We start from the raw sequence: 13,502 nt of genomic DNA on the forward strand, positions 1-13,502 counted from the left end.
GACGCTGCTGGCATTATTTACTGCCGGGCCAGTGTATGTGGTGCAGTTTACCGCTTGCAAAGCCCGGCAGACAACTCTGTGATTACTGCCAAAAGGCCTTACCCGGGCTGCCCTACCAGCTTTGCCATAATAATTTATTGTTGTTACCAGCAGTCGCGCGGGGCTTGCAAGGCGCTAAATTTGATCGCTTACTTTGCCTGGCGCACTATCAGCAGCCCTACCAGCACTGGATACCACGCTGGAAATATTATACCGATTTAGCTGCAGGCCAGTTATTGCAACAGCAAATGTGTTTGTTACTGCTACGCTGCAAAAGTAATAATATGCAGATGCCCCAGGCCCTGACATTTGTGCCACTGCATTGGCGCAAACAACAGCAGCGGGGGTTTAATCAGGCCCAATTGCTGGCAGAAGCCTTAGGGCAACAATTACAAATACCGGTGTTGGCGTTATTCAGTAAATCTGCCAGCCATAGCCAGCGCGGTCTTAACCGGCGCCAGCGGCTGCGTAATTTGCGACGCTCATTCAGTCTGAAGCGGGGGGCAGAGCGTCTGCCACCGCATGTTGCTTTGATTGACGATGTTATAACTACCGGCGCAACGGCTAACGCCCTGACCAGACTATTACGCCGGGCCGGGGTCAGCACGGTCAGTGTCTGGACCCTGGCTGTTACCCCACCACCGGGCTACTCAGTCTGAATCGGCGCGTTAAAGCTGTTGCCTAAAAACATGGCATTAATCAGAATGCGGCTTGAGCCAAAAAAATAACCACGAAATACCGGGTTATCCGTCATACCAATAACCCGGCCCCGGCCCAGATTATGCGCAATAATCGCCGCGCCCTGCGCTATTTTTGGCACATATTCACTGGCACTGTAGCCTGCCAAATGCGGATTCTGACTGTATAATGCCACATTGACAAAGGGTGAGCTGCTAGGCTGAAGCAACATGATATCATTTTTAAACAATGGTAAACGCGCCCGGGGTACACCAAAGGTTAACGGATGGCTTAGATCAAGCTCGGCACTGAAAATGGCCCCGGCAATCCGGCGTTTCGCAGCCAGCGCTTCGCGATCAGCGTAACTTAAATCCTGCTGCGGAATAAGTTGTTGCATCTCCTTACCCTGCCAGACCCCTGCCTGCAACAAACCTGCATTGGCCAGCCAGGCTGCGCCATCTTTATGTCCCCACAACACACCGCCCTGCTCAGTCCATTGTTTCAGCTGCTTGATCTGACTGTCCTGCCATTGCCGGTAGTTGCCATCTGCCAGAATAATGTGGGTATAGCGGTTTAAGTTAATCCGGCCTAAGCGTTCAGGTTCTACCATGCTTGGCGAAATACCCGCTAAGCGTTCAAGGTTGTACCAGACTTCGCCCGCTTCAGTTGAGTTTACTCCGGGTCCGGCAATCAGCAGTACTTCCGGTTTTTTAATCACCGCAAAATTATGACTGCCTAAATCACTGCCCTCGGGCGTCAGACCGCTGCGAATCGCATGGACTTTAACCGGATATTGCTGTTGCAGTTGCTGCAAATGGCTAAACCAGTCTTTGTCCTGCTGCAGGCCGGCAGCAACCAGCATAGTACCCGGTTGAAACTGTACTGTGGTGTCACTGGTCAGGGCGCTGAAATTATGCAGCGCTGAGCGCACTACCACACCTTCGGTCAATAGTGCCTGCAACAACAAGGGAGCCTGTTGGTCTTGCCAGCTAAATGCATAAGCATAAGCGCCGGCGGTTAACTGTGGTTTTAGTTGCGGTGTATCCTGCCATTGCTCACTGGCCAGCGCCCGGCCAGGCTCGCGGCTTACTGCTTTAAACTCTATATTAAAGGCATAGGGCAAGGTCCAGCTGGACACATCATAGAAAGTATTGTCCTGGAAGTTTTTTTCGGTAGAGAATGCCGCTTTAATCAAGCGGTACTGAGATTGTTGCAACGGCACAAAAAAACTTTCACCTGCCAGATACTTAACATCATCATCCTGCCAGTCACGTCTTAATGGATAAACGGCTATATGATGACGCTGCAGCAAGTCCAGTAAGGCGTGCAGCCGACTCTGATCACCGTCATCTGTTAACATAAAGCCTTTGGTTTTGTCAGCCTTAGCCTGCGCCAGTGCGCTTTGATAAAATTCCTGTTGATACGCTAACAATTCCTGGCGTTTTGCCACGGCACCACGGATGGTCGACAGCGACGCAGTAAACTGGTTTTTGATGGTATCACTGAAGCTCAGCAGACCATTTATCGATTCCTGCAAGTGGCCACGGCTGCTTGCCTGTTCAAACAAAATACCGACACTACCGTTTACATCCGGATAGGTGGAGCCTTTACCGATATAAAAATCATCAAAGCTTTCTTCGCTGTAGTACAGTTGCTCTTGCTCATCAAATGCCGCAGCATGAAATTCGGCAATTGCCGCAGTTAACTCAAAATTACGTTTCGGCGTTAGCGGATAATTACGGCTCGGGATACCAGGCTGGAAAAAGTAACTGCTGTTAGTGCCCATCTCATGAAAATCACCGACTACATTGGGTAACCATTGCTGAAACTGGGCAATCCGGGCCTGACTTTCCGGATGCTGTAGTAGTAACCAGTCGCGGTTTAAATCAAACCAGTAGTGGTTGGGCCGGCCATTTGGCCAGGGTTCAATGTGCTCGCGATGCTGCGGGTCAGCAACCGGCTTACTGCCTCTGTGCATATTTGCCCAAGACGCGAACCTATCATGACCATCCGGGTTAAGACTGGGCTGAATTAAAATTACTGCCCGGCTGAGCCAGGCTGCAACTTCTTCAGTTTCCACCGCAGTTAAATAATGAGCCAGCACCATTGCAGCGTTGGCAGCACTGGGTTCATTGCCATGCACACCATAACCCAGCCAGATAACAATGGGGGCGTCGCTGGCGATGTTTTTATCCTGTTTAGCCTGCTGCAGATGTTGTTGTCGGATGTCGTCTAACCGGCGTAAATTCTCAGGCGATGAAATAACCAGTTGCAGCAAGGGTCGCTGTTCGTGGCTGTAGCCGATTACCTCCAGCATGGCTTTATCTGACTGGCTGGCCAATTGCTCGAAATAGCGCTGAATTTGATCATGCCGGGCATGCCAGTCACCCACCGGGTGACCAAGGGTTTGTTGCGGCGAGGGTAGTCTGGGATCTACCGACTCATTAAAATACTGCGCCTGCGCCGATACGGCCCAGAGTGCGAAAAAAACCACTACACTCAGTTTCATGCCTGTTTCCTTTAAAATTTTTGCGCGTCCAGTTAGCCAGAAACTGCTGCAAAACTCAAGCAGGGCTGGCATCAGCGCCAGACTCGGAGTATGATAGTCATTAACCTAGTAATTTAGTCAGGTACTAAGATGATTTCTATTTCAGAACAGGCGCAAGCCCATTTTGCAAAGCTGCTGGAAAAACAAGCTGCCGGTACCAGCATCCGGGTATTTGTTGTTAACCCAGGCACGGCTCAGGCGGAGTGTGGCGTATCTTATTGTCCGGCCGACGCCATTGAAGATACCGATATTCAAATTGAATTCAATGGCTTTAACGCTGTAGTTGACGCAGAGAGCAAACCGTTTCTGGTCGATGCCGAAATCGATTTTGTGACCGATCAGATGGGCTCGCAACTTACTTTAAAAGCGCCGAACGCCAAAGTGCGTAAGGTGAATGACAACGCTCCGTTAATGGAGCGGGTCCAGTATGTGATTGATGCCGAAATAAACCCGCAGCTGGCAAACCACGGTGGCCGGGTATCGGTTATGGAATTAACTGACGATGGCGTCGCAGTACTGCAATTTGGCGGTGGCTGTAATGGCTGCTCTCAGGTCGATTTAACCCTGAAAGAAGGCATCGAGAAAGAACTACTGGCACGGTTCACTGGCGAACTAAATGGCGTTCGCGATATTACCGAGCACCAGCGTGGTGAACACTCATACTATTAAGCCAACGCCCAATTATGATATAACAACCCTGGTACAGGTTAGCTACCGGGGTTTTTATGCGTTTTTTTGTCACCTTCTTTTTCAGCTTAAATATTTTTCTGAGCTTATTGCTGCCGGCTCAGGCGGCTGTAATGTTGATTTACCATCATGTTGCTGATGATACCCCGCGGGTCAGCAGTGTGACTGCCGAAGAGTTACGCCAACACCTGCAGTATCTGCAAGATAACAAATTCGAGGTTATTGGCCTTGATGTGCTTATCGGCCAGTTGCAAAACAACAAGCCCATTGCCGACAATGCGGTCGTGATCACCTTTGATGACAGTTTCGAAAACAACTACACCACTGCGCACCCGATCCTGATGGAGTTTGGCTATCCCTATACCATTTTTATCAGCCCCGGCAGTATCGACAACCGGGTGGGTCCGGTGCTTAGCTGGGAGCAGGTCAGAAAAATGGCAGCTGATGGCGTGTTGGTCGCTAACCACGCGATGAATCACGAACATATGACCAGGCGGCAGCCTGATGAAAGCGACGCCGACTGGCTGGCCCGGATGGAGCAAAATATTCTGGATGCTGAACGGCGGATAAAACAGGAAACCGGCCAGAGTCATCAATGGCTGGCCTACCCCTACGGTGAGTTTAACAATAAGCTTGAAGCATTAGTTGAAAAACTCGGGTTCATCGGAATCGGTCAGCAATCTGGCGCTATTGGCCCTGCTACCCTGCTTACCCGTATACCACGCTACCCGGCGGCCGGTCAGTATGCAGATCTTTCTAAGCTTGCCCAGAAATTGCGCACCCTGGCTTTTAATATTACGGATTATTTAGCTGCTGATCAGCAAATAAGCGCCAACCCTCCTACGCTGCGTCTGCAGCTGGAAGTTAGAGATTTTCTGCCGGGCCAGTTACGCTGCTATGCCGGTACCGATACTCTTGAGCCTAAATGGCTTAACGATAGTACCTTTGAAGTTACAGCCAGCAAGCCCGTTAATCGCGGCCGCAGCCGCTATAACTGTACCGCACCGTCGCTTAGTAAAAAGGGTTATTTCTACTGGTATTCGCAACCCTGGTTAAATTAATGAAGTTTTAATTGATTCAGTACCAACGGGAAGTCGCTTAGTAGCTGCTCTCTGTTAATAAGTGGCACCTCACCAGGCGCCATTTCAGGTTTAAAAATAGCAGCGACCTGCCCCTGCGGGTTAATTAACACCACTGACGCACTATGATCTACCAGATAGTCCTGTTCAGTGGTGCTGCTCATGGCATACATTAAGCCCAGCTCCCGGACAAAAGGAAACAACTGATCGTGGCCGGCGGTTAAGCCGGTTAATGCCGGTTGCTTAAAATAATCGACATATTGCTTCAGTTGTTCGGGGGTATCGCGCTGTGGATCAACCGAAATAAACCAGATTTGCAATGGTTGTTCCACGGTTGCGGCCAGCTCTTGCTGCACGCCGGCCAGCTTGGCCAGGGTTAACGGACAAATATCCGGGCAAAATGTGTAGCCAACGAAGGCCAGGGTCCATTTGTCCATTAAATCTGCCCGGCCCCGTGGCTTATTATCCTGATCAAGCAGGGTAAACTCTGTCAGATTACGCGGTTGCGGATAGACCAGAGCCTGCTCTGGTAGGGGCTTATGCTGCCAGAGCAAATACAGCATTACCCCGGCGACAACGGCGGCGGCAGAGAGCATTAAGATGATTAGATTACGAAACATAAAAGGGTGATACCTTAAAGTAGTGATCGACCAGTAACACCAGGAACAGCACCATCAAATGGATAATAGAGAATTTAAAGGTTGCCATTGCTGTTTTGCTGTCCGCATTAAATTTTAACTTCCAGGCGTATTGTAAAAACCGAAAATTCAGGATGGTGCTGCCCAGCAGATACACAGCACCCGTCATACCCACGATATATGGCAACAAACACACCAGACACAACAACACTGTGTATAGCAAAATGGCGCTTTTGGTGTACTCAATGCCGTGAGTCACCGGCAGCATCGGCATATTGACCTTGGCATAGTCATCGCGGCGGTGAATTGCCAGCGCCCAGAAATGTGGTGGTGTCCAGGCGAAAATGATCATCACCAGCAGCAGGGCATAACCATGAATTTCACCGGTCACCGCTGTCCAGCCCAATAACGGCGGCATGGCACCGGCCAGGCCACCAATTACGATATTCTGTGGCGTAGCGCGTTTTAAAAACATGGTATACACCACGGCATAACCAAATAAACTGAGTAGGGTCAGCCAGGCCGTCAGTGGGTTAACGCCAATATATAATAATACAAAACCGGTGGCGGCCAGGGCACAGGCAAATGCCACGGCTTGCTGCGAACTTACCCGGCCTTTCGCAACGGGCCGGCTGTGAGTCCGGGCCATCTGGGCATCAATCCGCTGATCGACTACATGATTCAGTGCCGCCGCAGCGCCTGATAATAAACCGATACCAATGGTAGCGAATACCACAACGGCAACGTCCGGCAAGCCGGGTGACGCCAGCATCATGCCCACCCAGGCCGTTAGTACCAGTAACGCCACTACTTTTGGTTTAGTGAGTTCCAGATAATCGCGCCAGCGGGAAACTCCGTGTCGCGCTGCTAATATTGTTGCCATTTACGCCTCCCTGCCAACGGGGCGGTAGAGTTGATACACCACCACCACCATGATCATCAGTAAGTTCGCCCCGACAAAATTGTGTGCTACGGCATTAACCAGTGGTAAATGCAGTACTACATTTAGCAGGCCCAGAATAAATTGCAATAACAATATCACGCCAGTTGCCAAAGCAAACTTACGCATTATTGACGTTTGAGCATGCCGATACAGACTTACAGCAAACCAGCTAACCACACCAAGTGTAATATAAGCGCCCAAGCGGTGAAACACATGAACCGTCTGCCGGGCCTCCGCTGACATTACACCATATTCGTAATCGCTGTATCCCAGATGTAAGTCAAAGGCTTCATCCAGCGCCAGCCGGCTGACCCAGCCTGCTTCACAAACCGGCAGCTCAATACAGGCCAGCGCCGCATAATTAGCGGCGGTCCAGCCACCGAGGCCAATTTGTACCATTACCACTATGGCCGCGCCAACTGCCAATGGCTTTAATTTTTCCAAAGCAGGTTCCACCACCCGCAATGTGGGTGTCAGCTGCATCCAGTACAACGCCAGTAAGCAATAAAGCGTAAAGCCACCCAGTAAATGGGCCAGCACCACTATCGGTAGTAAGCTCATGGTGACCGTCCAGGCACCTAATGCTGCCTGACATATCACTAAAAGTAGTAGCACCGCCGGCAAAGTACGTGGCTGGCGTGCTTTACTGATCATACTGGAAATAAACAGTGCAGCAATTAACAAACCCAGAGTACCTGCCAGATAACGATGGATCATTTCATTCCAGGCTTTTTGTGGCTCCAGTGGCCGTTCAGGGAACGCCTGCGCTGCAATTGCAACGCTTTCTGGCTTTTCGGGTACCTTCAGAAATCCATAACAGCCAGGCCAGTCCGGACAACCGAGACCGGCATCAGTCAGCCGGGTAAAGGCGCCATAAATAATCACCACCATCGTCAAGATTAAGGTAAAGGAAACCAACCACTTATGTCTGGTCATACGCTGGTCCTGTCATAATTTAATAGTTTCAATAAGTCATAACGGATATTGCGGGCAACATCTGCCATTTCAGCCTGCTGCTCCGGCATCGGATAACTCAGCAGCACCAGCCCTTTCTGATCTACCAACAGTATTTTTTGTTGCAGTGATGCAGTATCCATAATTTCTGTTTGTTGCTGAATAAACATCGGATAAACATCAGCGTCAGTTAATGGCCCAACCACTACCGGTTGCACCTGCTCCTGCTTGCGGCCAAGGCCAATATATAGCTGTTTTACGGTATGTAAGGCATTCTGACAACGCTGCTGGCAGGGCGTATCAGTCAGCAATACTATCCGCCAGTGTTTTTTCTGGCCGCTAATATCGTCCAGTAAAAAAATTTCCTGCTCCAGCCAAACACCTTTGCTGGATGAGCCAGGATTAAACCAACCCAATTCCAGCACTAGTTTTGCTGCTGCCAGTGGCAATACACAACATATTACAAACAGCAGCATAAATTTATTCTTGTTCATTTTCTCTCCCGCTGCGCCGGGCAGCAGCAAGTGCCACTGCAACTACGGCGATTGCCAGCATAAACCATTGAAAAGCGTAGCCATGGTGTTTTTCAGGGGGCATAACCACCGCCTGGTAATGAGGTAAAAAAGGACTTTCCTCCTGTTGATACAGCAGAAACGGATATGCACTGACGGGTAGCTGGGCTGCCATTTGTTCCAGCTCTGGCTGTTGAATGCGCTGTGGCCATCCTGCGCCTTCGGTATTTTGGCCCAGCCGGAACCCGCCCACTTTGCTACGAACAAGTCCCTGCAGTTGCAATTGCTCTGGAATATTAAGCTCTGGCAGCACGGCCCGGCTGCTGCCAGCGGCCACCCAGCCAAGATTAACCAACAGAGGCCGGCTTTTGGCCGTGCTCTGCACCGGAACAATCACATCGTAGCCCACCTTACCATCAACAATCTGATTATCCAGTAGCCAGACGTAGGGCTTAAGCCAGTATCCTGCACCGGCAAATAACACCCCATCTGCCTGCTCTGCACTCAGCACGGCCAGCTGTTGCCAGTTCAATTCGCCCTGTTGCTGGAGTTGTTCAAGTTGACTGATTTGGATAGCTTTTTCTTCTGCACGTTGCAACTGCCAATAGCCAAGCTTGCTTAAAATAATAAAAGCCGTCACAGTAATCAGCAACCACACTTTGTGAATGCCAAAATAGCGGCCAAATATTTTAAGCTGCATAGCTTGCGAACCGGAGATTAAGAAAGATGTTGTTTAAGCTTGTTATCATTGCACTACTACTATTTATTGTTTTCAACCTGTTCCGGGCAGGTTTCATCATGCTTAGAAACGATCCGGAACAAACACAAATGTCCCGTTATCTCGGACGCCGGGTTTTCTATTCTGTACTGGTATTGCTGCTTCTTTTGCTGGCAATGGCCCTGGGGTGGATCACGCCCAACCCCAGACCTTACTAAGCTGCGTGGTTACAGGATATAAACAATAACAAACAGACAAATCCAGACCACATCAACAAAGTGCCAGTACCAGGCTGCGGCCTGAAAGGCAAAATGTTTCTCAGGGGTGAAATGCCCCTTCAGCACCCGGAAAAATACAAACAACAGAATGATAGCACCCAGGGTAACGTGCAAGCCGTGAAAGCCGGTCAGCAGGAAAAACGTATTGCCGTAAAAACCAGAGTCCAGTCGCAGGCCTAAATCGCGGTAAGCATGAATATATTCATATACCTGCAGGCCTAAGAAAGTTGCACCTAACAATAATGTCAGTAATAACATCAACTTTAACTGACCGCGCTTTTGCTGTTCCAACCCGGTATGAGCAAAATGCAGGGTAACCGATGATATTACCAGAATAGCGGTATTGATCAGCGGCAAACCTGTCCACGGCATGGCCTGGGTTTCAATGCCGCCAGGTGTCTTTACCAATGGCCACACGGGTTCAAAGTTGGGCCATAACAGCTCGAAGGTCATGGCATTATTGCTGGAGCCCCCAAGCCACTGCATGGCAATCATCCGACCATAAAACAGCGCGCCAAAAAACGCCATAAAGAACATTACTTCAGAGACAATAAACCAGCTCATGCCCTGGCGGAACGAGCGGTCCATCTGATTGCTGTATAAGCCACTCATCGACTCATCAATAACATTTCTAAACCAGCCAACCAGCATAAATACCAGTATGGCAAAACCTGCCAACAACAAATAGCCACCAAAACCGCTTTGCTGTTTACTGATATCAATTACAAAGTGGCCGGCACCAAAAGCAATGCAAAACAATGCTATGGCACCAACTATCGGCCAAGGGCTCTGCGCGGGAACATAATATTTTTCATAGGTTTTTGTTGTCATCTTATTCCCCAATATTATCCTGTTGTGGTTGCTGTGCTGCCCACGCCTGAGTGACATCGTATAAGGTGTAATTCAGGGTTATAGTATTAAATTGTGCCGGCAAGGCCGGATCCACATAAAACTGTAACGGCATCAGCATATCTTTGCCGCCAGCCAGTTGTTGCTGGCTAAAGCAAAAACATTCAATTTTGTTAAAATACAGCGCAGCCTGGCCTGGCGATACTGACGGCACTGCCTGGCCAACAATCATCCGGCCGGTAGGGTTCTCTGCCAGATAATTCATGATATGAATTTCACCGGGGTGCACCTTCATACTATGTACTTCCGGTTTAAACACCCATGGCATGTCTTTATTGGGCCGCGCCAGAAACTCAATGGTTATTTCACGGCTGGTATCAACAATGGCATTGTCGCCAGTTGCTGCTACCGCCGCGGTTTTGCCATTAATACCTGTTATGTCGCAAAACACGTCGTAAAGCGGCACCAGGGCAAAACCAAAACCAAACATTGCCAGCGTTACCAGCAGCAGCTTGCCAATTAATGGTTTGTTTTGCGCCATGGCTGACTCCTTACTTAATTACCGGTGGGGTTTCAAAAGTATGGTATGGCGCCGGTGACGGCACTTCCCATTCCAGGCCCTCGGCCCCTTCCCATACCTGATCAGTGGCTTTAACACCGCCACGGGCGCACTTAATCAGCACCCAGACAAAAATCAGTTGCGATAAACCAAACAGGAACCCCCCAATGCTGATAAAGGCATTAAAGTCAGCAAACTGCAGGGCATAATCCGGGATCCGGCGTGGCATTCCGGCCAAACCAACAAAGTGCATCGGGAAGAACAACATGTTTACCGAAATTAACGAGCACCAGAAATGCCACTGCCCCAGCGTTTCGTCATACATATTACCGGTCCACTTTGGTAGCCAGTAGTACACGGCGGCAACAATCGAGAATATTGCACCGGTTACCAGTACATAATGGAAGTGAGCAACCACAAAGTAGGTATCATGATACTGGAAGTCAGCAGGGGTGATTGCCAGCATCAGACCCGAGAAGCCGCCGATAGTAAACAACACGATAAAGGCCAGGGCAAACATCATTGGCACTTCAAAGGTCATGGCACCGCGCCACATCGTTGCTACCCAGTTAAACACCTTCACTCCGGTTGGCACGGCAATCAGCATCGTCGCGTACATGAAGAATAAGGTAGCAAACACCGGCATGCCCGTGGTGAACATATGGTGCGCCCAGACCAGAAACGACAATATGGCGATACTGGCGGTGGCATAGACCATGGAAGCATAACCAAACAGCCTCTTGCGGGCAAACGTCGGAATAATGGCCGAGACAATACCAAATGCCGGCAGGATCATGATGTACACTTCAGGGTGACCGAAGAACCAGAAGATATGCTGGAACAACACCGGGTCACCACCACCTGCCGCATCAAAGAAACTGGTGCCAAAGTACTTATCGGTTAGCACCATGGTTACCACACCCGCCAGCACCGGCATCACCATAATCAGCAGAAAGGCGGTGATGAACCAGGTCCAGACGAATAATGGCATTTTCATCCAGGTCATACCGGGCGCCCGCATATTCCAGATGGTAACGATAACGTTTATAGCGCCCATAATGGACGATATACCCATGATGTGAACAGAAAATACAAACAACGCAGTACTGTCACCACTATAGGTAGTGGAAAGCGGGGCATAGAAGGTCCAGCCAAAGCTGGGGCCGCCACCAGGCATAAATAGCGACAACAATAAAATCAGAAACGCAAACGGTAGGATCCAGAAGCTCCAGTTGTTCATGCGTGGTAGCGCCATATCCGGCGCACCAATCATCATCGGGATCATCCAGTTGGCCAAACCGGTGAAAGCCGGCATAACAGCGCCAAATACCATAATCAGGCCATGCACCGTGGTCATCTGGTTAAAAAAGTGCGGTTCAACAAATTGCATGCCCGGTTGGAATAACTCCAGCCGGATCACCATCGCCATCGCGCCACCGATAAAAAACATGATTAACGCAAACACCAGATACATGGTGCCAATGTCTTTATGGTTAGTGGTGTATAACCAGCGCTTTATACCAGCGGGTTTGTGATCATGATGCTCATGCTCGTGGTCATGTTGCTCATGATCATTTGGTTCAGTAATTACTACAGACATTATTATTCTCCCTCACCCTGCTGCACTTTATAAACGTCGGCCGCCTGGATGGCATCACCGGTATCGTTACCCCAGGCATTGCGGGTGTAAGTCAGGACAGATGCTAATTCTTTTAAACTTAACTGCCGGCCAAACGCCTGCATCGCAGTACCGCTTTTACCATTAAGTACAATATCGATATGGGCTGTTTTATCGTTGAGGATAAGATCGCTGCCAGCCAGGGCGGGGAAAATGCCCGGCAAACCGGCACCATTTGGCTGATGGCAGGCGGCACAGTAGGCGATGTAAGTGCGCTCGCCATTATCCATTAACTCACTCATGTCCATATTCATTGCCAGCAATTCCTGCTCGGCCGCTTTCGCTTCGGCTATCCGGGTTTCTTCTGCCAGCTTCCAGGCAGCATAGTCTTCCGGGCTTTTTGCTACCACCACTACCGGCATATAGGCATGGTCCTTGCCACACAGTTCAGCACACTGCCCACGGTAAATGCCGGGCTCGTCTACCCGAGTCCAGGCCTCATTGATAAAGCCGGGGTTAGCATCTTTTTTTATCGCAAACGCCGGTACCCACCAGGAGTGGATAACATCATCTGAGGTCATCAGCAGCCTAATTTTCTGACCAGTAGGAATGACTAAAGGCCTGTCTACTTCCAACAGATAATTCTCGCCTTTATCAAACTTATTACTGATTTGCTCACGGGGGGTTGCCAGGACAGAAAAGTATTCCAGATCACTACCAAGATACTTGTAGTGCCATTTCCATTGTGAACCGGTTATCTGCACGGTAACATCGGCTGCAGAAGTATCGTCCATGGCGATGAGCGTTTTGGAAGCAGGTATAGCCATACCAATTAAGATTACGACCGGAATAGCGGTCCAAAGAATTTCTATTTTGGTACTTTCATGAAATTGAGCCGGTTGCACGCCCCGCGATTTTCGGTGTAGCAGGATAGAAACAAACATTATCCCGAACACCACTGCTCCGATAACACAGCAAATCCAGAAAATCAGCATGTGCAGGCTGTAAACCTCCTGGCTGATCTCCGTTACGCCTTTTGTCATATTTAAAGGCATGGCTGCTGCATTAGCCGATGCGGCTAAAAGCAAGGTCGGCAGCGACCAACGAATACTACGCGTCTTCGCCACTGTACTTCTCCTCTGTCATTTGCAAAGCAAACCGCAGAAACCTGTACACAGTAATACACGGCGAATACCGATAGAAAATACGGTGAATACCGCTAGCCCCCGAACCTATGTATGACGTTTCTTTAGTTTATTATTGTTATAGTTTTTTTAATTTTAACTGCCCGCGCAGTAACCCAATTTGGCAACTGATATTTTTTTCAGCAGCCTTTGCCTAAGAATCATCCAAATCAACGCCAGTGTAAACCCCTAAATAACAAAAGCGCCGGCAAAACCAA

14 protein-coding genes are annotated in these 13,502 nt (G+C 49.5%); 4 read left to right on the forward strand and 10 right to left on the reverse strand.

All coding sequences use genetic code 11. From position 1 onward, the window contains the following. The first annotated feature begins 35 nt into the window (after window positions 1-35). Window positions 36-698 carry a ComF family protein gene (locus tag CRO03_RS16650; protein WP_245861705.1) on the forward strand — a complete coding sequence of 221 codons (663 nt, stop codon included), beginning with the start codon at window positions 36-38 and terminating at the stop codon, window positions 696-698. Here CRO03_RS16650 and CRO03_RS16655 read toward each other — a convergent pair. After that, a complete protein-coding gene (locus tag CRO03_RS16655) occupies window positions 686-3,226 on the reverse strand; it encodes a M14 family zinc carboxypeptidase (RefSeq protein WP_097112895.1) in 2,541 nt (846 codons plus the stop codon). The genes CRO03_RS16650 and CRO03_RS16655 overlap by 13 nt on opposite strands. Before the next feature lie 129 nt (window positions 3,227-3,355). Between CRO03_RS16655 and nfuA the strand changes: the two genes are divergently transcribed. Together nfuA and CRO03_RS16665 are read left to right on the forward strand one after the other, a co-directional pair. Further along, window positions 3,356-3,934, forward strand: coding sequence for a Fe-S biogenesis protein NfuA (nfuA, locus tag CRO03_RS16660; RefSeq protein ID WP_097112800.1), 579 nt, complete (start codon window positions 3,356-3,358; stop codon window positions 3,932-3,934). 56 nt (window positions 3,935-3,990) lie between these two features. Then, window positions 3,991-5,013 (forward strand): polysaccharide deacetylase family protein, encoded by a 1,023-nt coding sequence (locus CRO03_RS16665; protein ID WP_097112801.1) that lies wholly within the window; start codon window positions 3,991-3,993, stop codon window positions 5,011-5,013. On the opposite strand, the gene CRO03_RS16670 is transcribed toward CRO03_RS16665, so the two are convergent. From CRO03_RS16670 to CRO03_RS16690, 5 genes are read right to left on the reverse strand one after another with little or no spacing between them, the layout of a single operon-like run. Continuing rightward, window positions 5,010-5,651 carry an SCO family protein gene (locus CRO03_RS16670; protein ID WP_097112802.1) on the reverse strand — a complete coding sequence of 214 codons (642 nt, stop codon included), beginning with the start codon at window positions 5,649-5,651 and terminating at the stop codon, window positions 5,010-5,012. The two genes, CRO03_RS16665 and CRO03_RS16670, sit on opposite strands and share 4 nt — an antisense overlap. Then, window positions 5,641-6,552: a heme o synthase gene (gene cyoE / locus CRO03_RS16675; RefSeq protein ID WP_097112803.1), complete on the reverse strand. Its 912-nt coding sequence runs from the start codon at window positions 6,550-6,552 to the stop codon at window positions 5,641-5,643. The genes CRO03_RS16670 and cyoE overlap by 11 nt, the downstream gene beginning before the upstream one ends. After that, entirely contained in the window at window positions 6,553-7,548 is a 996-nt protein-coding gene (locus CRO03_RS16680) for a COX15/CtaA family protein (RefSeq protein ID WP_097112804.1), read from the reverse strand. It abuts the gene before it with no gap. Then, window positions 7,545-8,060 (reverse strand): hypothetical protein, encoded by a 516-nt coding sequence (locus tag CRO03_RS16685; RefSeq protein WP_097112805.1) that lies wholly within the window; start codon window positions 8,058-8,060, stop codon window positions 7,545-7,547. Before CRO03_RS16685 ends, CRO03_RS16680 begins: the two co-directional genes overlap by 4 nt. Further along, on the reverse strand, window positions 8,047-8,778 hold the full coding sequence (locus CRO03_RS16690) for an SURF1 family protein (RefSeq protein ID WP_097112806.1): 732 nt from the start codon (window positions 8,776-8,778) through the stop codon (window positions 8,047-8,049). The genes CRO03_RS16685 and CRO03_RS16690 overlap by 14 nt, the downstream gene beginning before the upstream one ends. Before the next feature lie 26 nt (window positions 8,779-8,804). Here CRO03_RS16690 and CRO03_RS16695 point away from each other — a divergent pair, with 26 nt between their 5' ends. Beyond that, window positions 8,805-9,014 carry a DUF2909 domain-containing protein gene (locus CRO03_RS16695; protein WP_097112807.1) on the forward strand — a complete coding sequence of 70 codons (210 nt, stop codon included), beginning with the start codon at window positions 8,805-8,807 and terminating at the stop codon, window positions 9,012-9,014. A 9-nt stretch (window positions 9,015-9,023) separates the two neighbouring features. Here the strand turns inward: CRO03_RS16695 and CRO03_RS16700 are convergent, their stop codons facing one another. From CRO03_RS16700 to coxB, 4 genes are read right to left on the reverse strand one after another with little or no spacing between them, the layout of a single operon-like run. Continuing rightward, on the reverse strand, window positions 9,024-9,905 hold the full coding sequence (locus tag CRO03_RS16700; protein ID WP_097112808.1) for a cytochrome c oxidase subunit 3: 882 nt from the start codon (window positions 9,903-9,905) through the stop codon (window positions 9,024-9,026). A 1-nt stretch (window position 9,906) separates the two neighbouring features. Then, window positions 9,907-10,464 carry a cytochrome c oxidase assembly protein gene (locus tag CRO03_RS16705; RefSeq protein ID WP_097112809.1) on the reverse strand — a complete coding sequence of 186 codons (558 nt, stop codon included), beginning with the start codon at window positions 10,462-10,464 and terminating at the stop codon, window positions 9,907-9,909. A gap of 10 nt (window positions 10,465-10,474) precedes the next feature. Further along, a complete protein-coding gene (gene ctaD, locus CRO03_RS16710; protein WP_097112810.1) occupies window positions 10,475-12,082 on the reverse strand; it encodes a cytochrome c oxidase subunit I in 1,608 nt (535 codons plus the stop codon). A 2-nt stretch (window positions 12,083-12,084) separates the two neighbouring features. Continuing rightward, window positions 12,085-13,227: a cytochrome c oxidase subunit II gene (gene coxB / locus CRO03_RS16715; protein WP_245861707.1), complete on the reverse strand. Its 1,143-nt coding sequence runs from the start codon at window positions 13,225-13,227 to the stop codon at window positions 12,085-12,087. Window positions 13,228-13,502 lie beyond the last annotated feature (275 nt).

Source organism: Arsukibacterium tuosuense (assembly GCF_900215315.1).
Lineage (GTDB): Bacteria > Pseudomonadota > Gammaproteobacteria > Enterobacterales > Alteromonadaceae > Alishewanella > Alishewanella tuosuense.

Bases quoted from the DNA above. Each gene is read 5' to 3' on its own strand.
- CRO03_RS16650 (WP_245861705.1), top strand. From the start codon at position 36: ATGTGGTGCAGTTTACCGCTTGCAAAGCCCGGCAGACAACTCTGTGAT.
- CRO03_RS16655 (WP_097112895.1), bottom strand. From the start codon at position 3,226: ATGAAACTGAGTGTAGTGGTTTTTTTCGCACTCTGGGCCGTATCGGCG.
- nfuA (WP_097112800.1), top strand. From the start codon at position 3,356: ATGATTTCTATTTCAGAACAGGCGCAAGCCCATTTTGCAAAGCTGCTG.
- CRO03_RS16665 (WP_097112801.1), top strand. From the start codon at position 3,991: ATGCGTTTTTTTGTCACCTTCTTTTTCAGCTTAAATATTTTTCTGAGC.
- CRO03_RS16670 (WP_097112802.1), bottom strand. From the start codon at position 5,651: ATGTTTCGTAATCTAATCATCTTAATGCTCTCTGCCGCCGCCGTTGTC.
- cyoE (WP_097112803.1), bottom strand. From the start codon at position 6,552: ATGGCAACAATATTAGCAGCGCGACACGGAGTTTCCCGCTGGCGCGAT.
- CRO03_RS16680 (WP_097112804.1), bottom strand. From the start codon at position 7,548: ATGACCAGACATAAGTGGTTGGTTTCCTTTACCTTAATCTTGACGATG.
- CRO03_RS16685 (WP_097112805.1), bottom strand. From the start codon at position 8,060: ATGAACAAGAATAAATTTATGCTGCTGTTTGTAATATGTTGTGTATTG.
- CRO03_RS16690 (WP_097112806.1), bottom strand. From the start codon at position 8,778: ATGCAGCTTAAAATATTTGGCCGCTATTTTGGCATTCACAAAGTGTGG.
- CRO03_RS16695 (WP_097112807.1), top strand. From the start codon at position 8,805: ATGTTGTTTAAGCTTGTTATCATTGCACTACTACTATTTATTGTTTTC.
- CRO03_RS16700 (WP_097112808.1), bottom strand. From the start codon at position 9,905: ATGACAACAAAAACCTATGAAAAATATTATGTTCCCGCGCAGAGCCCT.
- CRO03_RS16705 (WP_097112809.1), bottom strand. From the start codon at position 10,464: ATGGCGCAAAACAAACCATTAATTGGCAAGCTGCTGCTGGTAACGCTG.
- ctaD (WP_097112810.1), bottom strand. From the start codon at position 12,082: ATGTCTGTAGTAATTACTGAACCAAATGATCATGAGCAACATGACCAC.